Here is a 21333-nt window from a genome sequence, read left to right on the forward strand (position 1 = left end):
CGCAGATCAGCCGCCTCAGCCCCGGAACACGGCCTCGTGCCAGAACCGGGTGGGGTGGGGGTCGTGGTTCGCCAGCACGTGCTTGACCTGGGTGTACTCCTCCAGGGAGAACACGCTCATGTCCTTGCCGAACCCGGAGGCCTTGTACCCGCCGTGCGGCATCTCCGAGGTGATCGAGATGTGGTCGTTGAGCCACACACAGCCGGCCTGGATCTCCGCTGAAGCGCGGAAGCAGCGATTCACATCCTTCGACCACGCGCTTGCGGCCAGACCATAGGGGGTGTCATTGGCCAGCTCGATGCCCTCGTCGTCCGTCTGGAACGGCAGCACCACCAGCACCGGACCGAAGACCTCGTCCTGGACGATCTCCGAGTCCTGAGCGGCCCCGGTCACCAGGGTGGGCGGGTAGAACGCCCCCGACGACGGCACCTCACCCGGCTGTCCGGGTGCGGACCCAGCCTGGTCGGCTCCGGGGAGCATCCCTCCGGTCACCACGGTGGCGCCGGCCTCCACGGCGCGGGTCACCATGCCATGCACCCGGTCCCGGTGCTCGTGGCTGATCAAGGCGCCCAGGTCCGTCTCCGGGTCGGAGGGGACTCCCATACGCACACCGGCCATCAGCTCGGCCACACGGGCCACGAACGGCTCGTAGAGATCGCCCTGCACGTAGGCGCGGGTGGCCGCGGTGCAGTCCTGACCGCCGTTGATGAGGGAGCCGGCCACCGCACCGCGAGCGGCGGCCTCGAGGTCGGCGTCGTCGAACACCACGAAGGGGGCCTTGCCGCCCAGCTCCAGGTGCACTCGCTTGCCCTGCTCCGCGGCGATCCCCATGATGTGCCGGCCCACGGCCGTGGACCCGGTGAAGGAGGTCATCCGCACCTGGGGGTGACGCACCAGGGCCTCACCCGCCACCGGGCCGGTGCCGGTCACGATGTTGATCACCCCGGCCGGGATCCCGGCCCGGGTGGCCGCCTCAGCGAACATCACCGAGGTCCCCGGGGTCATCTCCGAGGGCTTGAGCACGATCGTGTTGCCGGCGGCCACCGCGGGCAGGATTTTCCAGGCGGCCATCTGCAGCGGGTAGTTCCACGGGGAGATCGAGCCCACCACGCCGATCGGCTCGCGCCGGACCATGGAGGTGGTCCCTTCGATGTAGCTGCCGGCAGAGACGGCCTGCAGACTGCGGGCCTGCCCGGCGAAGAAGCGGACGTTGTCGATCGAGCCGGGGACGTCGAACTCGGTGGCCAGGCGCAGCGACTTCCCGGTCTGGGCCGACTCCAGCGCGGCCAGCTCCTCGGCCACCTGCTCCAGCTCACCGGCCCAGGCGAGCATCAGCTCCGAGCGCTCCACCGGGGTGGTGCGCGACCAGCCAACGAACGCACGCTGTGCCGCCGCCACCGCCTCGGCCACGTCCTCCGCCGAGGCCAGGTCCACGGTGAATCCGGTGTCTCCGGTGGCGGGGTCTCGGCGCTCCAGCGTTCCACCGCGTCCGGTGCGGCGCTCGCCGTCGATGTACTGGAATCCGGTCTGCTCGGTCATCGTGGTGTCCTCCGGGATAGATGGCTGGGTCAGTGGTGGTCTGGGGTGGACGGAATCGCTCGATGCTCAGGCCAGGTAGAGCTTGCGCAGCGGTCTGCGCACGGTCCACCGGGTCTGCATGCCCTGGGCCAGTCGCATCAGGGTCCCTGGACGGAGTTCGGCCGCAGGCAGGTCTGGGTCCAGGAACTCCACGGTGCCCTCGCCGGCCACCACCAGGAACAGCTCATCGGCCTCGGTGTCCGTCATCACGCCCACGGACATCTCCCACACGCCGGCTTCGTCCAGTCCGGCGGCTGAGCCGAGTGGACGGGCTGCCGTGGTGGTCCCGGGGGACCCCAGCTGACCATCCGGCACGGCCTCGTGGTCCTGGTCCAGGGGCAGGGCGCTCAGGTCCACGGGCACGCCCGGAGCCAGTGCCTTCCACCCGGTCATGAGTCGAAGCCCATCCCCAGGGCGCTGGTGAACCTCAGCCACAGCCCCTGCTTGCCACCCTGGCGATCCGCCCGGATCATCTCCCGCTTGGTCAGCTCGATCCCGGCCCAGGCGATGGGGTCCGGGGGGAAGGGCAGGGGACGCTTGCGCACTATCTGCAGCTCGGTCAGCTCCGTCTTCTCCCCGGAGACCAGATCCAGCAGCACCTGGGCGGCGAAGCGGCTGGCTCCCACGCCCAGTCCGGTGAACCCGGCGGCCCGGGCGGTCAGTCCGCCGTGGGCGGTGTCGAAGAAGGAGAAGAACCGAGAGCAGGTGTCGATCGCCCCGCCCCACTGGTGGGTGAAGCGGATGCCTTCCAGCTGCGGGAACGTGGCCAAAAAGTGCGCGGCGAGCCGGCGGAAGGTCTCCGGGCGCTGGTCGTACTCGGGCAGCACCCGCCGACCATAGTGGTAGACGGCGTCGTATCCGCCGAACAGGATGCGCTGCCGGCCGGTCTCCCGGTCCGTGGTGAGCCGGTAGTAGTGGAACCGCGAGTCGGGGTCATCCAGTCCCTGCCGGCGGTCCCACCCGATCGCCCGTTCCTGCTCCTCGGTGAGCGGTTCGGTCACCAGCGCGTAGTCGTAGACGGGCACCGTGAACAGTCCGGTGGTGGGCAGCAGTGAACGGAACACGTTGGTGGCCAGCACCACCCGGCGCGCGGTGACCACCGCGTCCGGCGCGGCGCCCTGCGGGGTCTGGTGGCCGCCGTCGTAGGTCTCCTCCGGCAGCGGGGCCGGGGGAGCGGGGATGCCCTCCACCGTGCCCCCGGTGGTGGCGACCATGCGGGCGGCCGAACCGGAGCCGGTGCGCTGGAGTCCGCTGACCGTGGTGTGCTCGTGGATCCGCACACCCAGCTTCAGGCACGCGCGCTTCAGGCCCCAGGCCAGGCGGGCCGGGTCCACCAGGGCGGACTCGTGGTGGTCCCAGAGCCCCGCGCGGTAGAGCGGGGAGGCGATCTCGGCCTGGATCTGCTCCTGGTCGAAGTAGGTGGTGTCCGGGTCCTCGGCGTGCGCGGCCCGCAGCTGCTGGACGTGGTGGTCCTCGATCGCCACGGTCAGGGTGCCGTTCCACTCGAAGTCGCAGTCGATCCCGTGGCGCTCGAGAGTCTGGCGCATCTCCTCCACGTTCTGCCGGCCCAGCTCATCCAACCGGTCCACCTCGTCCGGGACATGCTGCAGGCCGTTGGAGCGCCCGTGGGTGAGGGAGGTGGAGACGAACCCGCCGTTGCGTCCGGAGGCGGCCCAACCGACCTCGTTGCCCTCCAGCAGCAGCACGTCCCGGGCAGGGTCGCGCTCCTTGGCGATCAGGGCGGTCCACAGCCCCGTGTAGCCGCCGCCGACCACCAGCAGGTCTGTGGTGGTGTCCTGGGTGAGCGGGGGCTCGGGGCTGGGCCGGTCAGGAGAGTCCAGCCAGTAGGACGTGTCACGAGCCCCGGCCAGGGCGGCGTCCACCACCGCAGTGGGGACCTGCTGCTCGGCCCGTTCGTAGACGGTCTGCTGGTCGGCGCGGTCTGCTCGGTCTGTGTCGGTCTGGTCAGCGGCCATCATGGACCACCTCTCCGTTGCTCAGGGTCAGGACGGTGCGGGTCTGGCAGATCTCCAGAGGGTCGACGTCCGGCGCCAGCGGGTTGCGGTCGGCCACCGCGAGGTCGGCCACCATCCCCGGCTCGATCCGGCCGCGGTCCTCCAGGTGCAGCTGCCAGGCGGAGCCGGCGGTGTAGGCGGCCAGCGCGGTGGTCAGCTCCAGCGCCTCGCCCGGCTCCAGCGGCGGATTCTTCCCGACGGCGGCGTCCAGGGTGGGCGGATAGGTCCGGTTCACGGCCACATGCAGGGCCTGCCAGGGATCCGGGGTGCTCACCGGCCAGTCCGAGCCCATGCAGAGCCGGGCGCCGGCGGCCTGGATGGAGTGGAACGGATACTGCCACCCGGCGCGCTCCTGCCCGATCAGCGGGACGGTCTGGTCCTGCATCTGGGCGTCGTTGCACGCCCACAGTGCCTGCAGATTGGCGGCGGCGCCGGTGCTGGCGAAGCGGGGCACATCATCCGGGTGGACGATCTGGATGTGGGCGATGTGATGCCGAGCGGTGGTGTCCGGATTCACGGCGTGCACCGCCTCCACCGTGTCCAGGGCCCAGCGGACGGCGCGGTCGCCGATCGCGTGGAAGTGCAGGTCGAAGCCGGCGGCGTCCAGGGCGGTGCCCACGGCCAGCAGGACCTCATGGTCCAGGTAGGCCAGGCCGCGTCCGTCCGGTCCGGCGTTGCTGGAGCCCCCGGTCAGGCGCTCGCAGCTGCAGTAGGCCTCCAGCATGGCCGCGGTGCGGTTCTCCGGAACGCCGTCCACCATGATCTTGGCCGCGCGGCTGGTGAATCCGGCGCGGGCGTTCTCCTCGCGCCTCCGCACGAAGTCCTCCACCAGGGCGGGGACGGACTCCACCGTGATGTCCCGCGGAACCCAGAGGGCTCCCGTGGCGGTCTCGGTCACCACGCCCTGCTCCCGTGCCCGCCGGTAGGCGGCGGAGACGTCCGAGTAGCCGGCGTAGTCGCCCAGGATGGCCTCCTGCCAACCGGTCACGCCGACCGAATGCAGATACTCCACGCCTGCGGACAGTCCTGCTGCAAGTTCCTCCGGGGTGTGCTCGGGCAGGAGGTCGCCCACCAGGTTCATGGCGCCCTCGTGCAGGATGCCGCAGGGGGAACCGTCCGGGGCATGCTCGATCACCCCGTCCGCCGGATCGGGGGTGTCCGCCGTGACACCGGCCCGCTGCAGGGCCGCGGTGTTCACCCAGGCACCGTGGTGATCGGCGTTGATAAGGTAGGCGGGACGGTCCCCGGTGACGGTGTCCAACAGCTCAGCGGTGGCCGCGCCCGGCGGGAAGTCACCCTTGTACCAGCCGCCGCCGACGATCCACTCGGAACCGGGACGGTCGGTGGCTGGATGCTCCTCGACGTAGGCGCGGATGGTGTCCAGGACCTCCTCCTGCCCGTCGGCCGCCGTGAGGTCGCAGGCGTTGCGCTCCATGCCGCCCATCACCATGTGCACGTGTGCATCCACGAACCCGGGCGTGATCAGGCCGCCCTGGAGGTCGATGCGGCGGACGGCCTGGGGACAGGTGTCCTCAAGCTCCGCGTCCGTGCCCAGGGCGGCGATCTGTCCGTCCTGCACCAGCACGGCCGTGGCCGTGGGATGCAGCTCCGTGCCGGTGAAGACGTAGCCGGAGTGCAGCAGCAGGGAGTCGGTCATGGCCTCATTCTCTCGGTCCCTCCAAGGCGTTGTCAACGGTGTTGACTATCGACCCCTCCGGCGTCAGACTGCCTGCATGACCATCCACCCGACCCCGCCGCACACCGCACCGGGGCCGGTGCCAGCCGGCGCCGGACGCCGGGGGCGCCCTGCCAAGTCCGGGGCCGCGCCCCTGGACCGAGAGCGCGTGGTGCGGGCCGCCGTCGGGATGACCTCCACCGCGGAGGGCGAGCCGCTCACCTTCCGTGCCCTGGGGGCGCGCCTGGGGGTGGACCCCTCGGCGCTGTACCGGTACGTGGCGTCCAAGGACGAGCTGCTGCTGGCGGTGGCGGACGGGATCATCGGCGAGGCGATGAGCGGGTTCGCCGAGACGGGGGACTGGCGGGCGGACCTGACCGAGCTGCTGCACCGGGTGCACCGGGCGTATCTGGACCATCCGCAGGTCGCCGTGGCCGCCACCCCCCGCGTGACCCGGCTGCCGGCAGAGATGGACCTGACCGAGACCCTCCTGCGCATCCTCATCCGCGCCGGTCTGGACGAGCCCCGTGCCGTGCTGGTCTACCGCGCGCTGGAGGACACCGTGCTGGCCTGGACCGGATTCCGCGCCGCCGTGGACCTGCACCCGGAGGCCGAGGCGGATCAGCGCAAGTGGGAGCAGACCTACCGTGCCGCTGATCCACACACCCACCCCTTCTCCGCCGCCCACGCCGGCCCGATGACCGCCGTGGAGCTGGAGGAGGCCTTCGCCACCGCCCTTCAGCTGCAGTTGGCTGGACTGGCCACCGAACTGGAGAGCGCACCGTGACACGCGACTCTGACCAGACCCCTCTCCCGGGCCCCGCCAACGGACAGGTCTCCTTCTGGCATGCCCAGCTCGGTCAGCCCGAGCCCGGCCCGCCGCTGGAGGGAGACCGGAACGCGGACGTGGCGATCATCGGTGCGGGGTACACCGGACTGTGGACCGCCTACTACCTGGCCCAGGCCCGCCCGGACCTGCGGGTCGAGGTCCTGGAGGCGCGGTTCCCCGGCTACGGTGCCTCCGGACGCAATGGCGGCTGGCTGGCCAACTCTATGACCGGCGGCACCGAGCGGTGCGTGAAGGCCCACGGGCGGGCGGCCACGGAGGCCTTCCAGCATGATCTGGACGCGGCGGTGGATGAGGTGATCGCGGTGGCCGCAGCGGAGGGGATCGAGGCGGACATCGTCAAGGGCGGCGAGCTGCTGGTGGCCCGGAATCTCGCGCAGCTCTCCCGTCTGCGCGCCCTGGACGCGCAGCTGCAGGACTGGCCCTCCGAACGGCACCGCGTGCTGGACGCCGATGAGCTCGCCGACCGCATCCGGGTGGCCGGTGCGCTCGGCGGCATCCATCTGCCCCAGTGCGCCCGGCTCAACCCCGCCAAACTGGTGCGCGGACTGGCCGAGACCGTGCGCCGGCTGGGCGTGCGCATCCACGAGCAGACCCCCGTCCGGCGGATCGAGGGGGACCGGCTGGTCACCGACCACGGCACCGTGCGTGCGCGCCACCTCCTGCGCTGCACGGAGGGTTTCACCGCGCTGCTACCCGGGCACCGGCGTGACTGGATCCCGATGAACTCCTCGATGATCATCACCGATCCGCTGCCGCGCCACGTGTGGGACCGGATCGGGTGGGACGGCATGGAGACCGTGGAAGACCTGGCCCACGCCTACGTGTACCTGCAGCGCACCGCGGACGGGCGGATCGCCCTGGGCGGGCGCGGAGTCCCGTACCGCTACGGCTCCAGGGTGGACGCCGACGGCCGCACCGCTCCGGAGACGGTGGCCGCGCTGAGCAGGATCCTCGCCGAGTTCTTCCCGGCGGTGAGGCACGACGACGGCCGCGTCCCGGTGGCGCACGCCTGGTCAGGGGTGCTCGGCGTCCCGCGGGACTGGCGGCCCACCGTCAACTATGACCCCACCACGGGGCACGGCCACGCCGGGGGCTATGTGGGCACAGGAGTGACCGCCACGAACCTGGCCGGACGCACGCTGGCCGACCTGGTCCTGGGACAGGACACCGCCCGGACGCGGCACCCCTGGGTGTGCCACACCGTGCGCCGGTGGGAGCCCGAACCCCTGCGCTACGCCGGCGTCCACGGGCTGTACCGCGCCTACCACCTGGCGGACGCGCGCGAGTCAGCGGGACGGCCCAGCACCCACCCGCTGGCCACCCTGGCCGACCTGATCAGCGGGCGGTGAGGGGCCGTCGTCGGGAATCTCTGGCCGGGTGACCTGACGCGACGGTGACCCTGCCGCTCAGCCCTGCACCGCGCGGTCAGCGACCTCCAGAGCCTGGTCCAGGATGTCCAGTCCCTGGCGGACCACCTCGTCCGGGGTGTTCAGCGGCGGAGTCAGGTGCAGGCGGTTCTCGGCCACGAACGGCAGCAGCCCCAGCTTCTTGCACTCGGCCACCAGCTCGCCGATGTCCAGGGGCTCCTTGGTGGTGCGGTCCTGGACCAGTTCCACCGCCCAGAAGGCGCCCAGACCGCGCACATCCCCCACCGAGGGGTGACGGTCCTTGAGCTCCTGCAGGCGGGGGCCGAAGATCTCGGTGCCCAGCCGGGCCGCGTTCTCCACCATCCCCTCCTCCTGCATGGCGGTGATGGTGGCCACGGCCGCCGCACAGGCCAGCGGGTGGCCGGAGTAGGTCAGTCCGCCGGGGTAGGGGGTCTCGGCGAAGGTCTGGTAGACCTCGTCCGAGATCGCCACGCCGCCCAGCGGGACGTAGCCGGAGTTCACGCCCTTGGCGAAGGTGAGCAGGTCCGGCTCCACACCCCAGTGGTCCACGCCGAACCAGCGGCCGGTCCGGCCGAAGCCGGCCATGACCTCGTCGGCGATGAACAGGATCCCGTGCCGGCGGGTCAGCTCCCGCACGCCCTCCAGGTACCCCGCCGGGGGGACGAAGATGCCAGCGGTGCCGGGGACTGACTCCAGGATCACGGCGGCGATCGTGGACGGACCCTCCAGGGTGATGACCTGCTCCAGGTGCTCGAGCGCGCGCTGGCCCTCCTGCGCGTCATCCTCCGCATGGAAGCTGCTGCGGTAGGTGAACGGCGGCAGGAAGTGTGCAGTGCCTGCGGCCGCCCGGTCCACCGGGATGCGGCGGGCACCGCCGGTGATGTTGATCGCCAGGTCGGTCCCGCCGTGGTAGGAGCGGTACGCGGAGAGGATCTTGGTCTTGCCGGTGTGCACGCGGGCCATGCGCACGGCGTGCTCCACCGCGTCCGCGCCGCCGTTGGTGAAGAAGACGTGGTTCAGATCCCCGGGCGTCAGGTCGCTGATCAGCCGGGCCGCCTCCGACCGGGCGTCGTTGACGTGCGCCGGGGCGATGGTGGCGATCCGCGCGGCCTGCTCCTGGATGGCCGCCACCACCGCCGGGTGGCCGTGCCCGATGTTCGTGTTGACCATCTGGGAGGAGAAGTCGATCAGCTTCCGCCCCTCGCCGTCCCAGACGTGCGGCCCCTCGGTCTTGACCACGGTCATCGGATCCAGGCTGGCCTGCGCGCTCCACGAGTGGAAGACGTGCGCACGGTCCAGGTCGCGGGCCTTGCGTCCGGCGGAGAGCAGCTCCTCGCCGATCTCGGGGTCAGGGGTGATGGGCTCGATGCTCATGATCTCTCCTTGGCGGTCGTTGCTGACCACTGTGCCAGACCGGCACGCGGACGGACAGGGACGGGATGGTGCAGGTGCAGCGTGGGGTCAGTCGTTCTGCGGGAAGCCCAGATTGATGCCCCCGTGCGAGGGATTGGCCCAGCGGGTGGTGACCACCTTGCCTCGGGTGAAGAACTGCACGCCCTCCACGCCGTGGGCGTGGGAGTTCCCGAACAGGGAGTTCTTCCATCCGCCGAAGGAGTAGTAGGCCATCGGCACCGGGATCGGCACGTTCACGCCGATCATGCCCACGGTGACCTCGTTCTGGAACCGCCGGGCCGCGCCGCCGTCGTTGGTGAAGATCGCGGTGCCGTTGCCGTACGGGTTGGCGTTGATCAGCTCCAGGCCCTCGTCGTAGGAATCCACCCGGATCACCGAGAGCACCGGACCGAAGATCTCATCGGTGTAGATGCTCATCTCCGGGGTGACATGGTCGAACAGGGTGGGGCCGAGGAAGAAGCCCGAGCCGTCGGCGTCGAACTCGCCGGTGCGGCCGTCCACCACCACGGTGGCACCCTCCCGCTCGCCGGCGTCCACGTAGCCGGCCACCTTCTCCCGGTGCTGGGAGGTGACGAGCGGGCCCATGTCGCAGCCGCGCAGCCCATCGCCGGTGCGCAGGGCGCGGGCCCGTTCGGCGATCTTCTCCACGAGCTCGTCGGCGATCTCGCCCACGGCCACCAGGGCGGAGATGGCCATGCAGCGTTCACCGGCCGAGCCGAAGCCGGCGTTGATGGCATTGTCCGCGGCCAGGTCCAGATCGGCGTCGGGCAGCACGAGCATGTGGTTCTTTGCCCCGCCGAGCGCCTGCACGCGCTTGCCGTGCGCGGTGCCGGTCCGGTAGACGTGCTGGGCGATCGGGGTGGAGCCCACGAAGGAGACCGAGGCGATGTCCGGGTGCTCCAGCAGCCGGTCCACGGACTCCTTGCCGCCGTGCACCACATTGAACACGCCGTCCGGCAGGCCGGCCTCCTTCCACAGCTCGGCCTCCCAGTTGGCGGCCGAGGGCACCTTCTCCGAGGGCTTGAGCACCACGGTGTTGCCGGTGGCGATGGCGATGGGGAAGAACCACATCGGCACCATGGCGGGGAAGTTGAACGGGGAGATGATGGCCACCGGCCCCAGGGGCTGGCGCACGGAGTGGACGTCCACCTGGGTGGAGGCGTTCTCGGTGTAGGCCCCCTTGAGCAGATGTGGGATGCCGCAGGCGAACTCCACGACCTCCAGGCCACGGTTCACCTCGCCCAGGGCATCGTCCAGGACCTTGCCGTGCTCGGCGGTGATGAGCGCGGCCAGCTCCTCCTTGCGCTGGTTGAGCAGTTCGCGGTAGCGGAAGAGCACCTGGACGCGCTTGGACAGGGACGTGTCCCGCCAGCCGGGGAAGGCCTTCTTCGCCGCTGCCACGGCCTGATCCACCGTCTGGGCGGAGGCCAGCGTGACCTGGCCGGTCACCTCACCGGTGGCGGGATTGGTGACGTCGGCGGTGGGATCGGAGTCCGCTCCGGCAGCGGGTGCGTTGTCGATCCAGTGGCGGATGGTCTCCACGGAGTGTGTCCTCTCGTCGGCAGGGCTGGGGGCACTGCGCCTCGGGTGCGTAGGCGTTCTTCCTCCATGCTGGAGGCAGACCACGACGACGGCCAGAGACACAGTGTCACGTTCGGCTGGCTGATCTCTGACACAGTGTCAGATCAGAGCTACACTGGCGCCGTGACCGCTCCCCGTGCGCCTGAACCGATGCCCCGTGCGGCCCTGATCCTGGACGAGATCCTCACCATGGAGGCGTTCCAGGCCGGCGCCCCCGAACTGATCTCCGCAGCGCGGCCTGTGGCGGAGCGCTCGGACCCCGTCCCCGTGCGGTGGATCCACGTGGCCGAGACCCTGGAGGCCACCACCCTGCTGGAGGGCGGGGAGTTCGTGCTGTCCACCGGGCGACTGCTGGACGGACCGGCCTCCGCCGAGGAGGGGGTGCGCGAGGCCGAGCGGATGCTGGACGAGCTGGAGGCCGCGCAGGTGGCCGCCGTGGCGGTGGAGGTCCTGCCTGAACGTGAGGAGGTGGCTCGGGCGCTGGCGCAGGCGGCCGCACACCGGAGCCTGCCCGTCTATCGGCTCAGCCGTCAGGTCAGGTTCGTGGCCATCACCCAGGAGGTGCACCGCCGGATCTCCGAGCGTCAGCTCGAACAGCTCACCACCGACCGGCGCATTCATGACGTCTTCACCGACCTCTCCCTGGAAGCCGCACCGGCTCCGCGCATCGTGGAGGAGGCGGGGAAGCTGTTGGGCACCCGGGTGCACTGGCATCGAGACGCCGGGGGGCCGTCGTCGGGAATCCGAGACGGGGGACCGGCGGTCCCGCAGGTGCCGGTGATGGTGGCCGGCGAGCCTGCGGGAGTGCTGGCCGTGGAGGTGCCGGAACGGGGGCCGGTGCCGCCGCGGGAGCTGTGCTCCACCGTGTTGGAGCGCGCCGCCCAGGCGGTGGCCCTGGGCCTGCTGACCGAGCGCAGCCGCCAGGACCAGGCGCGGCAGGCCGAGTCCACCCTGCTGCACGAGCTGCGCCGGCCCTGGCATCTGGAGGAGGACGAGGCCCTGCGGCGGGCGCGGGCTCTGGGGATCGGGGTGGTGCGCGGCCGGCCGGAGGACGGTCCGGTCCCGGCGGCGTGGGTCCCGGTGGTGCTGCGGTGGGATGCCGGACGGCGCACGGACCGGGAGGTGCTGGACGCGATGACCTGGTCGCTGCGCCAGGCGCGGACCACGGCGCTGGCCGGCCGGCTGAACGCCGCCGGACTGGCCCTGCTGATCCCGGTGGCCGCACGGGCCCTGGAGGGATCGGTCCTGGAACGGGTGCTGGGCGGAGTGCGTCGACGTCTCGGCGCGGAGGCGGGGTCGGTGGCCGGCGCCGGACCTGCCGAGCCACTGCTGCTGACCGCGGCGGCGCGACTGGACGAGGCGGCCATGGTGGCCGAGGCGGCGGAGGCGCTCGGGTCCGCGCCGGGCCTCGGGCCGGTGGGCGGAGACGATGCCAGGGCCGGTGCGCGGCGGACCTACTACCGGGCACGGGATGTCCGACTGCGCGGACTGTTGGCCTCGTTGCGCGGGGATGAACGGGTGCGTCGGTTCGCCGCGGCCGAACTGGAGCCGGTGCTGGGACCGGATCGGGCCACGGACCTCGAGCTGCTCGAGCGACTGCTCGCCAGCGGCGGCAACAAGAGCGCCCTGGCGCAGAGCCTGAACGTGTCCCGCCCGGCCCTCTATGCCCGGCTGGCGCGGCTCCAGCGCAGGCTCGGGGTGTCCCTGGAGGACCCTGAGTCGCTGGCCTCGCTGCAGGTGGCCCTGCTGGTGCACCGGCTGCACGCGGACTGACCCGGTCCGTCCGCGTGCCGCCGGTGGACAGCAGCCTCGATCAGAGCCGGTTCGAGGCTTCGGTGAGCACCCCGCGCAGGATCTGCTCGATCTCGTCGAACTCGCCCTGGCCGATGGTCAGCGCGGGGGAGAGCTGGATGACCGGGTCGCCGCGGTCGTCGGCGCGGCAGTACAGTCCGGCGTCCCACAGCTTGGGGGTGACGAAGTCGCGCAGCAGGCTGTCGGCCTCCTCGCCCTCGAAGGTCTCCTTGGTGACCTTGTCCTTGACCAGCTCGATCCCGAAGAAGTAGCCGGCGCCGCGCACATCGCCCACGATCGGCAGATCCAGCAGCTTCTCCAGGGTGGCCCGGAACGCGTCGGTGTTCTCGTGCACGCGCTGGTTCAGTCCCTCGCGCTCCATCAGGTCCAGGTTGGCCATGGCCACCGCGGCCGAGACCGGATGTCCGCCGAAGGTGTAGCCGTGGTAGAACGTGGCGTCCTTGCCGAAGGGCTCGAACAGGCGCTCGGAGGCGATCATCGCGCCGATCGGGGCGTAGCCGGAGGTCATGCCCTTGGCGCAGGTGATGATGTCCGGCACGTAGCCGAAGTCGTTGCAGGCGAACATCTCGCCCACGCGCCCGAACGCACAGATCACCTCGTCGGAGACCAGCAGCACGTCGTACTCGTCGCAGATCTCGCGCACCCGCTGGAAGTACCCCTCGGGCGGCGGGAAGCAGCCGCCGGCGTTCTGGACCGGCTCGAGGAACACGGCCGCCACGGTCTCCGGACCCTCGAACTCGATCGCCTCCCGGATCCGTTCCGCAGCCCAGAGACCGAAGTCCTTCTCGTTGTCCGCGCAGAACTCCGGTGCCCGGTAGAAGTTGGTGTTGGGCACCCGGAACCCGCCCGGGGTCAGCGGTTCGAACTGCTGCTTCAGATCGGGGATGCCGGTGATGGACAGGGCGCCCTGCGGCGTGCCGTGGTAGGCCACCGCGCGGGAGATGACCTTGTGCTTCATCGGCTTGCCCACCTCCTTGAAGTAGTTCTTCGCCAGCTTCCACGCCGACTCCACGGCCTCGCCGCCGCCGGTGGTGAAGAACACCCGGTTCAGGTCGCCCGGCGCGTAGGCGGCCAGCCGTTCGGCCAGGTCGATCGCCGGTGCGTGGGAGTAGGACCACAGGGGCATGAAGGCCAGCTCGCGCATCTGCCGTGCGGCGGCCTCGGCCAGCTCCTCCCGGCCGTGTCCCACCTGTGTGGTGAAGAGCCCGGCGAGGCCGTCGATGTACCCCTTTCCGGCGTCGTCGTAGATCATGTGGCCCTCACCGCGCACGATCATCGGCACGTTCGCGCCGCGCTGGATCGGCCCCATGGCGGTCATGTGCATCCACAGGTGGTCACGGGCGGCGTCCTGGCGGGAGGTGCCGGCGGGCGTGGTGGCGTAGCTGTTCTCGGTCATCGTGTTCCCCAGTCGTATTCCTGTTTGCGCAGTGAGAGATAGGTCAGTGTGTCGGTCTCGACCACGCCGTCGGTGGCGCGGATCGTGGTGAGGACGTCGAGCAGGTGCTGGTCGTCCTCGCAGACGACCTCCAGCAGCACGTCCCAGCGCCCGGCCACCACCACGCAGTAGTCCACTTCGGGGATGGCGGCGAGGCGGTCGGCGGTCTCAGTCAGGTCCGGTCCGGTCTTGACATGGACCATGGCCTGACGCGGGAACCCCAGCTGCATGGGGTTGGTGACGGCCACGATCTTGACCACCTGGTCGTTGAGCAGGCGGGTCATCCGCTGGCGGACCGCCGCCTCGGAGAGGCCCACGGCCCGGCCGATCGCGGAGTACGAGCGCCGCCCGTCCTGCTGCAGCTGCTCGATGATCGCCTTGGCCCGCTCGTCCAGATGCGTGGGCTCGTGGGATTCCTGACCTGCAACGGCCAGGCTACGTGCCGGATCGGTCATCGGACCTCCGAAGGTTCTTCAGCGGCGGTGAGCAGGCGGGCCGGCTCCAGGACATCCCGACGACGACGCAACGGAATGCGATCTCCGTCACCCTTCGCGGGTGTCCCCATTGAATCCTGAGCCAGAGGGGATTGCAAGAGACGGATTTCGAGGTGAAACAAGAATGTAACAACGAAAACCCTTGTGCCCTGATATGCCCTCTGACACACTCGTGTCCACACGAATGCTGGATTCGCACCGACACCCCGTGTGCCGCCCTCGGCCACGGACCGTCGTCCCCATCCGTCTCGAGGAGCCGTCATGTCCCGTCGTCACACCGATCCCCGTCAGAACTCCGCAGCGCTGCGGCCAGGGCCGCAGGATCCGGCCGTCCAGGCCCTGGTCCGGCTCTCCCGCACAGCCTCGGGCTCACGGCTGAGCCGCCGTTCGCTGCTGGCCGGCGCCGGTGGCATGGGCGTGGCCTCCCTGCTGGCGGCCTGCGGCACCGGCGGCGGGACTACGCCCAGCGGTGCAGCCACCTCCTCGGCGGCGCTGACCGCGGCCACCGACGTCTCCGACACCGAGAAGACGGTGCGCTGGTCCAACTGGACCCTGTACCTGGACTACAACGACTCCGCCGGGAGCTACCCCACGCTCGAGGCCTTCCAGGAGGAGAGCGGGATCGATGTCTCCTACACCGAGGACATCGACTCCAACGACTCCTACTTCGGCAAGTACCAGAACCAGCTGGCCGGTGGACAGGACATCGGGGCGGACATCATCACCCTGACCGACTGGATGGCCGCGCGGCTGATCCGTCTGGGTTACGTCCAGGAGCTGGACAGTGCGAACATGCCGAACGCGAAGAACCTGCTGGCGAACTACCGCGACGTGGAATGGGATGCCGGTCGGAAGCACTCCCTGACCTGGCAGGGCGGCTTCACCGGTCTGGCCTGGACCAAGGCGGATGTCCCTCAGGGCCTGCGCACCCTGGACGACCTCTGGGATCCGCAGCTCAAGGGCCGCGTGGTGGTGCTGGACGAGATGCTGGACACCGTGGGCCTGCTGATGATGGCCGACGGCGTGGACATCTCCGGGGACTGGGGCGATGACGAGTTCGACACCGCCCTGGAGACCCTGAAGAAGCACATCGCCAGCGGACAGATCCGCCAGGTCAAGGGCAACGCCTACAAGGAGGACCTGATCTCCGGGGACGCCCTGGCCGTGATCGGCTGGTCCGGGGACATCACCCAGCTGAACTTCGAGAACGGGGACCGGTGGGACTTCGCGCTGCCGGACTCCGGCGGCACCCTGTGGGCGGACAACCTGATGGTGCCCATGGGGGCCACCCACAAGAAGAACGCCGAGACGCTCTTCGACCACTACTACGACCCCGCCGTGGCCGCCGAGGTGGCCGCCTACGTCAACTACATCTGCCCGGTGGAGGGCGCCCGCGAGGAGATGGAGAAGACCGACCCCGAGCTGGCCGAGAACCCCATGATCTTCCCCACGGACGAGTACCTCTCCAAGGCCCGGGTCATGCGCTCGCTGACCCCCGAGGAGGACACCAAGTACAACCAGGCCTTCCAGCAGGCGATCGGCAACTGATCCATGAGCACCGACACCGCACAGGACACCCTGGATTCCACTCCCGCCCGCGAGGAGGAGTCCCGCGGCTCCGAGCTGACCCTGGACCAGGTCAGCAAGAGCTTCGGGGACTTCCACGCCGTCAAGCCCCTGGACCTGACCGTCCCGGCCGGTGAGTTCTTCGCCCTGTTGGGGCCCTCCGGCTGCGGCAAGACCACCACGCTGCGGATGGTCGCCGGGCTGGAGAAGCCCACCGGCGGGCACATCCGGATCGGCGGGACCGAGGTCACCGCCCTGCCGCCGTTCAAGCGGCCGGTCAACACCGTCTTCCAGTCCTACGCGCTCTTCCCGCACATGTCCGTGAAGGAGAACGTGGCCTTCGGCCTGCGCCGCCGCAAGGTGCGCAACTGGAAGGCCCAGGCCGATGAGTTCCTGGACCTGGTCGAACTCGGACACCTGGCGGACCGCAAGCCTGCCCAGCTCTCCGGCGGCCAGCAGCAGCGCGTGGCCCTGGCCCGGGCGCTGGTGAACCAGCCGGAGATCCTGCTGCTGGATGAGCCGCTCGGAGCCCTGGACATGAAGCTGCGCCGTCAGATGCAGTCCGAGCTCAAACGGATCCAGACCGAGGTCGGGCTGACCTTCATCCACGTCACCCACGATCAGGAGGAGGCCATGACCATGGCCGACACCGTGGCCGTGATGAACGCCGGACGGATCGAGCAGATGGGCGCCCCCGAGGACCTGTACGACCTGCCGCGCACGGCGTTCGTGGCCAACTTCCTGGGCCGGTCCAACCTGATGTCCGGCACGGTCACCGGGACCGGATCGGGCGCGGATGGGCTGCTGGAGGTCGAGACCTCCGGGCATCGGCTGCTGCTGGACGCCTCCCGCGCGGTCTCCACCACGGGCGATGTCCTGCTGGGGGTCCGTCCGGAGAAGATCGCCCTGCGTCCGGCCGGCACCCGTGCCGGGGGCCAGCCGGTCGTCGTCGGGACCTCCGGGGTGGTCAATGAGGTGGACGGGACGGTCACCGACGTCTCCTTCACCGGCGTCTCCACCGAATACCGCGTGGATGTGCCGGGACTGGGCGAGCTGGGCGTCTTCGCCCAGAACCGCGACGGCACCCGCATCCGCCCGGGCGATCCGGTGGAGCTGACCTGGGACCCGGCGCGTGCCTTCGGACTGGACGGCGCGGAGGATGCCGCCGCCGGTGAGGGTGCGGCATGAGTGCGGGCACCGAGACCCGCGCCTTGGCGCGCGTAGCCCAGGCCCAGGCCGCCTCGCCGCAGCCAGGCGAAGGCGGTTCCCGACGGCGGCGGAAGACCAACGCAGTCACCGAGCCTGAAGGGCGGCGCGGCAAGGCCGGCTACGGTCTGGTCAGTCCCGGACTGATCTACCTGCTGCTGTTCTTCATCCTCCCGGTCTTCACCCTGCTGGCCACGTCCCTGTACGTGAAGCCGCCCGGAGCCGATGTGGGCCAGTTCGCCCCGGCACTGGAGTTCGGCAACTACGCGGTGGTGCTGGGCGGCTACTGGACGGAGCTGCTGCGCTCCTTCTGGTTCGCGCTGCTGGCCACGGTCCTGTGCCTGGTGATCGGCTATCCCATGGCCTACCTGATCGCGGTCCGCCTGCGGGGGCATGCCTTCCTGCAGGGTCTGCTGCTGGTGCTGCTGATCGCCCCGTTCTTCACCTCCTTCGTGCTGCGCACCCAGGCGTGGAAGCAGATCCTGGCAGACCAGGGATTCGTGGTGCAGACGCTCAAGACGCTGAACCTGATGCCGGACGGGGCCTCGCTGACCACCACCTCGGTGGCCGTGGTGGCCGGTCTGACGTACAACTTCCTGCCCTTCATGGTGCTGCCGATCTACGCCAACCTGCAGGGGCTGGACAGCCGCCTGCTCGAGGCCGGGCAGGACCTGTACGCCAACGGGGTCACCACCTTCCGCACGGTCACCTTCCCGATGTCCATGCCGGGCGTGCTCGCCGGGACGCTGCTGACCTTCATCCCCGCCTCAGGCGACTTCGTCAACGCCGCGATCCTGGGCAACAACCGCAACACCACGATGATCGGACAGGTCATCGAGTCCAAGTTCATGCGGGTGCTGGACTACCCCGGCGCCGCGGCCCTGTCCTTCATCCTCATGGTGGCCATCCTGATCCTGGTCACCCTGTACGTCCGCCGCTTCGGCACACGGGACCTGGTGTGAGTCCGATGCCCGCCTCGACCTCAGGAGCAGAGACCATGAGCAGCCAAACCCGGCAGCGGAGCCAGACGAGTCCGTCCACGAGCGTGCGGCCGGACTCCGGAGGCGCCCGGTTCGGCCGGATCCTGGGCCGCTGGGCCATCCCCGTGCTCGGCGGACTGGCCTTCGTCTACCTGCTGGTGCCGATCGTCTACATCTTCGTGTTCTCCTTCAACCAGCCCGCCCGCACGAACCTGACCTGGCGCGGCTTCACCTGGGAGAACTGGCAGAACCCGTGCGGTGCGCCCGGCGTCTGCGAGTCCGTCCAGCGCTCGCTGCAGATCGGCCTGACCGCCACGGCGATCGCCCTGGTGCTGGGCACCCTGCTGGCGTACGGACTGGCCCGCTACGCCTTCCGGTTCCGGGACGCCGCCGGGTTCCTGATCTTCCTGCCCCTGGCCACCCCCGAGGTGGTGCTGGGCGCCTCGCTGCTGGCCCTGTTCCTGAACGTGGGCATGCAGCTGGGCTTCTGGAGCGTGGTGCTGGCCCATGTGATGTTCTGCATGTCCTTCGTGGTGGTCACCATCCGCTCCCGGGTGGCCACCCTGGACCCGCGGCTGGAGGAGGCCGGCCGGGACCTGTACGGATCGCCGTTCCAGGTGTTCCTGCGGGTGACCCTGCCCCAGTTGGTCCCGGGGATCCTGGCCGCCGGTCTGCTCTCCTTCGCCATGAGCTTCGATGACTTCATCATCACCAATTTCAACTCCGGCACCTTGGAGACCTTCCCCAAGTTCGTCTACGTGGCGGCGGCCAGAGGCATTCCCGCGGAGGCCAATGTCATCGGTTCAGCGATGTTCCTCATCGCACTGCTGGTGGTCGTGGTGATGCAGATCGTGTCCTGGCAGCGGCGTCGGCGACTGATGTCTGCGCGCTGAGGCACGAATGCGGCGAAAGTCTCGGTTCAGGTCTTCCCTTATCACGGCGCCCTGATGGAATACTGGTCCCCATGGATGAGGGACCGGTAGACGATCTAACAGATCAGGCGGCGGGAACGGACGCCCCTGAGGTGCGGTGGCTGGATCCGGTGGAACGGCGCGCCTGGCTCTCCATGGTGGCCACCCACATGCAGCTGATGCCAGCGCTGGAGGCGGACCTGCAGGAGCACGGCGCCGTCAGCATCTTCGAGTATCAGGTGCTGGCCATGCTCTCCGAGCACGGGGATCCGCTGCCCATGAGCGAGCTGGCCAGTAGGACCAACTCCTCGCTCTCCCGGCTCTCCCACGCGGCGCGCAAGCTGGAGAAGCGCGGATGGATCCAGCGCAGCACCTCTCCGGTGGATGCCCGTGTCACCCTGGCTCAGATGACCGAGGTGGGGATGCAGGAGGTCATGCGTCTGGCGCCGGTGCACGTGCGCAGTGTCCGCCGTCGGCTGCTGGACGTGCTGGACGCCCGGGACCTGGAGGACATCGGTCGGATCGGCGGCAAGCTGATCGGCCATCTCAAGCCGGACCACTGGGTGTTCCGTGACCCGGCGCTCACCGAGGTCTGCCCCCAGCTCCAGGAGCCTGACTCGAATTGAACGAGTCGGTGGAACGTCGTAGGATAGGACGGCGCTAAGCCACGTTGGGCTTCTCTGTGCCCTGCCGAATGCAGGTGACGGAGGAGCGTCGGAAAACAACGTGCTTCCCGTAAACCGGATCCTGAACCATCACCGTGCGGTCCACACTGTGCGGTCGGCTCAGGGCTCACCGTCTTCCCCAGCGATCAAGGGCACTTCGGTTGGTTCTCACCCAGCCTGGTACACCTTCGGAAAGTCGCAGTAAGAGCGCGGTGTCACAACTGGTGGCGGGGCTCCTGGACGCGCGACCGCCGCAGGCTCGGTTCAGCTGAGCAGGCGGCACTGCACGTCCACCAGCGGGTTCCGCCCGTACTTTTACTACTACTTGCAACGAGGAGTGATCATGGCAGCTCACTGCCAGGTAACCGGGGCTGGGCCGAACTTCGGCCACAGCATCTCCCACTCGCACCGTCGCACCAAGCGTCGGTTCGACCCCAACATCCAGAAGAAGACCTACTGGGTCCCGTCCCTGCGCCGCAACGTCACCCTGACGCTGTCGGCCAAGGGCATCAAGACCATCGATGTCCGTGGCATCGACGCCGTGGTCGCCGATCTCATCGCCAAGGGAGTGAAGCTCTGACATGGCCAAGGACAAGGACGTACGTCCCATCATCAAGCTGAAGTCGACCGCCGGCACCGGGTACACCTACGTGACCCGCAAGAACCGCCGGAACGACCCCGACCGCATCGTGCTGAAGAAGTACGATCCGGTCGTCCGCAAGCACGTCGAATTCCGAGAGGAGCGCTGAGACATGGCCAAGAAGTCCAAGATCGCCAAGAACGAAGAGCGCAAGGTCATCGTCGCCCGCTACGCGGAGAAGCGTCTCGAGCTCAAGAAGACCCTGGTGGACCCCAACGCCTCTGACGAGGCCCGCGAGGCCGCGCGCGTGGGTCTGCAGAAGCTGCCCCGCAACGCCTCCCCGGTGCGCGTGCGCAACCGCGACGCCATCGACGGCCGTCCGCGCGGCACCTTCCAGAAGTTCGGCATCTCCCGCGTGCGCCTGCGTGACATGGCGCACCGCGGCGAGCTGCCCGGCGTCACCAAGTCCTCCTGGTGATCCGCTGATCAGCTGACGCTGTCCAGTCCTCGGGGCGGTCCGCCGTCGATTCCTGCGGGAGTCGAGCGGGCCGCCCCGAGGCGTTTCCGCTCCCACATGGGACGTTGTCAGCCTCCTCGCAGGTGGCCTCTCCGGGCGGCCAGAGGGGACGCTGACCGCGAAAAACCGTGGAAAAAGGCCAGAATCCGCGGAAAATCGGCTTGAAACCGCGCGTCCCGGCGCTCTGGGTGGTAGTTTGCGAGACGGAAGCCCGGAGAGAACCCCTCGGGCCCATGGAAACAACCATCCAGTCCAGGAGGACCTATGGCTATGAACCGCAGTGAACTTGTCGCCGCCGTCGCAGAGAAGTCCGGCAACTCGCAGGCCGCCGTCAACGGCGTTCTCGATGCCGTCTTCGAGGTGTTCACCTCTCAGATCTCCAAGGGCGAGAAGGTCACCATCCCGGGCTGGCTGTCTGTGGAGCGCACTGACCGTGCCGCTCGCACCGGCCGCAACCCCCAGACCGGTGAGACCATCCAGATCCCGGCCGGCCACTCGGTCAAGATCTCCGCTGGCTCCAAGCTGAAGGCTGCCGCCACCGGCAAGTGATCCTCAGTTCGGCCTCAGGGCGCTCCACCACCGGTGGGGCGCCCTGATCCGTCTCTGGGCACGTGCCGCCTGACTCGAGGTGCTGACTTCTACGTCATGTAGAACTCCCGTAGACTGC

At 69.5% G+C, this 21333-nt stretch carries 20 protein-coding genes; 12 read left to right on the forward strand and 8 right to left on the reverse strand.

Annotated elements, in window-relative coordinates; all coding sequences use genetic code 11:
- Positions 1 to 15: 15 nt before the first annotated feature.
- The 4 genes from BM355_RS05250 to BM355_RS05265 form a co-directional block, all read right to left on the reverse strand.
- The gene (locus tag BM355_RS05250; RefSeq protein ID WP_091695755.1) at positions 16 to 1539 is read right to left on the reverse strand and encodes a gamma-aminobutyraldehyde dehydrogenase; all 1524 of its coding nucleotides are present in this window, start codon (positions 1537 to 1539) and stop codon (positions 16 to 18) included.
- 66 nt (positions 1540 to 1605) lie between these two features.
- Positions 1606 to 1971, reverse strand: a complete 366-nt coding sequence (locus BM355_RS05255) for a cupin domain-containing protein (RefSeq protein WP_091695757.1) — start codon at positions 1969 to 1971, stop codon at positions 1606 to 1608.
- A complete protein-coding gene (locus BM355_RS05260) occupies positions 1968 to 3554 on the reverse strand; it encodes an NAD(P)/FAD-dependent oxidoreductase (protein ID WP_091695758.1) in 1587 nt (528 codons plus the stop codon). Before BM355_RS05260 ends, BM355_RS05255 begins: the two co-directional genes overlap by 4 nt.
- Positions 3544 to 5250 carry an amidohydrolase gene (locus BM355_RS05265; protein ID WP_091695760.1) on the reverse strand — a complete coding sequence of 569 codons (1707 nt, stop codon included), beginning with the start codon at positions 5248 to 5250 and terminating at the stop codon, positions 3544 to 3546. The genes BM355_RS05260 and BM355_RS05265 overlap by 11 nt, the downstream gene beginning before the upstream one ends.
- Positions 5251 to 5326: 76 nt before the next feature.
- Here BM355_RS05265 and BM355_RS05270 point away from each other — a divergent pair, with 76 nt between their 5' ends.
- Together BM355_RS05270 and BM355_RS05275 are read left to right on the forward strand one after the other, a co-directional pair.
- Positions 5327 to 6055, forward strand: coding sequence for a TetR/AcrR family transcriptional regulator (locus tag BM355_RS05270; protein WP_177227846.1), 729 nt, complete (start codon positions 5327 to 5329; stop codon positions 6053 to 6055).
- The gene (locus BM355_RS05275; RefSeq protein ID WP_091695763.1) at positions 6052 to 7467 is read left to right on the forward strand and encodes an NAD(P)/FAD-dependent oxidoreductase; all 1416 of its coding nucleotides are present in this window, start codon (positions 6052 to 6054) and stop codon (positions 7465 to 7467) included. The genes BM355_RS05270 and BM355_RS05275 overlap by 4 nt, the downstream gene beginning before the upstream one ends.
- Before the next feature lie 57 nt (positions 7468 to 7524).
- Here the strand turns inward: BM355_RS05275 and BM355_RS05280 are convergent, their stop codons facing one another.
- Positions 7525 to 8880 carry an aspartate aminotransferase family protein gene (locus tag BM355_RS05280; RefSeq protein ID WP_091695764.1) on the reverse strand — a complete coding sequence of 452 codons (1356 nt, stop codon included), beginning with the start codon at positions 8878 to 8880 and terminating at the stop codon, positions 7525 to 7527.
- A gap of 87 nt (positions 8881 to 8967) precedes the next feature.
- On the reverse strand, positions 8968 to 10461 hold the full coding sequence (locus BM355_RS05285; protein WP_091695766.1) for a CoA-acylating methylmalonate-semialdehyde dehydrogenase: 1494 nt from the start codon (positions 10459 to 10461) through the stop codon (positions 8968 to 8970).
- Positions 10462 to 10623: 162 nt separating this feature from the next.
- On the opposite strand from BM355_RS05285, the gene BM355_RS14785 reads away from it, so the two are divergent.
- The gene (locus BM355_RS14785; protein WP_281247561.1) at positions 10624 to 12273 is read left to right on the forward strand and encodes a helix-turn-helix domain-containing protein; all 1650 of its coding nucleotides are present in this window, start codon (positions 10624 to 10626) and stop codon (positions 12271 to 12273) included.
- A gap of 40 nt (positions 12274 to 12313) precedes the next feature.
- Here the strand turns inward: BM355_RS14785 and BM355_RS05295 are convergent, their stop codons facing one another.
- Positions 12314 to 13708, reverse strand: a complete 1395-nt coding sequence (locus tag BM355_RS05295; protein WP_091695767.1) for an aspartate aminotransferase family protein — start codon at positions 13706 to 13708, stop codon at positions 12314 to 12316.
- Positions 13705 to 14202, reverse strand: a complete 498-nt coding sequence (locus BM355_RS05300; RefSeq protein ID WP_091695769.1) for an Lrp/AsnC family transcriptional regulator — start codon at positions 14200 to 14202, stop codon at positions 13705 to 13707. Before BM355_RS05300 ends, BM355_RS05295 begins: the two co-directional genes overlap by 4 nt.
- A gap of 300 nt (positions 14203 to 14502) precedes the next feature.
- On the opposite strand from BM355_RS05300, the gene BM355_RS05305 reads away from it, so the two are divergent.
- The 9 genes from BM355_RS05305 (at position 14503) to BM355_RS05345 (ending at position 21215) form a co-directional block, all read left to right on the forward strand.
- Positions 14503 to 15789: an ABC transporter substrate-binding protein gene (locus BM355_RS05305; RefSeq protein ID WP_091695770.1), complete on the forward strand. Its 1287-nt coding sequence runs from the start codon at positions 14503 to 14505 to the stop codon at positions 15787 to 15789.
- Between the two features lie 3 nt (positions 15790 to 15792).
- The gene (locus tag BM355_RS05310) at positions 15793 to 16995 is read left to right on the forward strand and encodes an ABC transporter ATP-binding protein (protein WP_091695772.1); all 1203 of its coding nucleotides are present in this window, start codon (positions 15793 to 15795) and stop codon (positions 16993 to 16995) included.
- On the forward strand, positions 16992 to 17975 hold the full coding sequence (locus BM355_RS05315) for an ABC transporter permease (protein ID WP_091695774.1): 984 nt from the start codon (positions 16992 to 16994) through the stop codon (positions 17973 to 17975). The genes BM355_RS05310 and BM355_RS05315 overlap by 4 nt, the downstream gene beginning before the upstream one ends.
- 35 nt (positions 17976 to 18010) lie before the next feature.
- Entirely contained in the window at positions 18011 to 18886 is an 876-nt protein-coding gene (locus BM355_RS05320; protein WP_245760617.1) for an ABC transporter permease, read from the forward strand.
- A 71-nt stretch (positions 18887 to 18957) separates the two neighbouring features.
- On the forward strand, positions 18958 to 19530 hold the full coding sequence (locus BM355_RS05325) for a MarR family winged helix-turn-helix transcriptional regulator (RefSeq protein ID WP_091695779.1): 573 nt from the start codon (positions 18958 to 18960) through the stop codon (positions 19528 to 19530).
- Between the two features lie 382 nt (positions 19531 to 19912).
- Complete coding sequence (rpmB, locus tag BM355_RS05330; protein WP_091695781.1) at positions 19913 to 20149, forward strand: 50S ribosomal protein L28; 237 nt, start codon at positions 19913 to 19915, stop codon at positions 20147 to 20149.
- Position 20150: 1 nt separating this feature from the next.
- Positions 20151 to 20318 (forward strand): 50S ribosomal protein L33, encoded by a 168-nt coding sequence (gene rpmG, locus BM355_RS05335; RefSeq protein WP_091695783.1) that lies wholly within the window; start codon positions 20151 to 20153, stop codon positions 20316 to 20318.
- Positions 20319 to 20321: 3 nt separating this feature from the next.
- Positions 20322 to 20627 carry a 30S ribosomal protein S14 gene (gene rpsN / locus BM355_RS05340; RefSeq protein ID WP_091695785.1) on the forward strand — a complete coding sequence of 102 codons (306 nt, stop codon included), beginning with the start codon at positions 20322 to 20324 and terminating at the stop codon, positions 20625 to 20627.
- A gap of 303 nt (positions 20628 to 20930) precedes the next feature.
- Entirely contained in the window at positions 20931 to 21215 is a 285-nt protein-coding gene (locus BM355_RS05345) for an HU family DNA-binding protein (protein ID WP_091695787.1), read from the forward strand.
- The last annotated feature ends 118 nt before the right edge of the window (positions 21216 to 21333 follow it).

The organism is Micrococcus terreus (assembly GCF_900116905.1).
GTDB classification, from domain to species: Bacteria; Actinomycetota; Actinomycetes; order Actinomycetales; family Micrococcaceae; genus Citricoccus; species Citricoccus terreus.

Excerpts from the sequence above, each read along its gene's own strand:
- BM355_RS05300 (WP_091695769.1), bottom strand. The coding sequence starts at position 14,202 with ATGACCGATCCGGCACGTAGCCTGGCCGTTGCAGGTCAGGAATCCCAC.
- BM355_RS05280 (WP_091695764.1), bottom strand. The coding sequence starts at position 8,880 with ATGAGCATCGAGCCCATCACCCCTGACCCCGAGATCGGCGAGGAGCTG.
- BM355_RS05315 (WP_091695774.1), top strand. The coding sequence starts at position 16,992 with ATGAGTGCGGGCACCGAGACCCGCGCCTTGGCGCGCGTAGCCCAGGCC.
- BM355_RS05260 (WP_091695758.1), bottom strand. The coding sequence starts at position 3,554 with ATGGCCGCTGACCAGACCGACACAGACCGAGCAGACCGCGCCGACCAG.
- BM355_RS05320 (WP_245760617.1), top strand. The coding sequence starts at position 18,011 with ATGAGCAGCCAAACCCGGCAGCGGAGCCAGACGAGTCCGTCCACGAGC.
- BM355_RS05325 (WP_091695779.1), top strand. The coding sequence starts at position 18,958 with ATGGATGAGGGACCGGTAGACGATCTAACAGATCAGGCGGCGGGAACG.
- rpmB (WP_091695781.1), top strand. The coding sequence starts at position 19,913 with ATGGCAGCTCACTGCCAGGTAACCGGGGCTGGGCCGAACTTCGGCCAC.
- rpmG (WP_091695783.1), top strand. The coding sequence starts at position 20,151 with ATGGCCAAGGACAAGGACGTACGTCCCATCATCAAGCTGAAGTCGACC.
- BM355_RS05250 (WP_091695755.1), bottom strand. The coding sequence starts at position 1,539 with ATGACCGAGCAGACCGGATTCCAGTACATCGACGGCGAGCGCCGCACC.
- BM355_RS05305 (WP_091695770.1), top strand. The coding sequence starts at position 14,503 with ATGTCCCGTCGTCACACCGATCCCCGTCAGAACTCCGCAGCGCTGCGG.
- BM355_RS05265 (WP_091695760.1), bottom strand. The coding sequence starts at position 5,250 with ATGACCGACTCCCTGCTGCTGCACTCCGGCTACGTCTTCACCGGCACG.
- BM355_RS05345 (WP_091695787.1), top strand. The coding sequence starts at position 20,931 with ATGGCTATGAACCGCAGTGAACTTGTCGCCGCCGTCGCAGAGAAGTCC.
- BM355_RS05255 (WP_091695757.1), bottom strand. The coding sequence starts at position 1,971 with ATGACCGGGTGGAAGGCACTGGCTCCGGGCGTGCCCGTGGACCTGAGC.
- BM355_RS05310 (WP_091695772.1), top strand. The coding sequence starts at position 15,793 with ATGAGCACCGACACCGCACAGGACACCCTGGATTCCACTCCCGCCCGC.
- BM355_RS05270 (WP_177227846.1), top strand. The coding sequence starts at position 5,327 with ATGACCATCCACCCGACCCCGCCGCACACCGCACCGGGGCCGGTGCCA.
- BM355_RS05295 (WP_091695767.1), bottom strand. The coding sequence starts at position 13,708 with ATGACCGAGAACAGCTACGCCACCACGCCCGCCGGCACCTCCCGCCAG.
- rpsN (WP_091695785.1), top strand. The coding sequence starts at position 20,322 with ATGGCCAAGAAGTCCAAGATCGCCAAGAACGAAGAGCGCAAGGTCATC.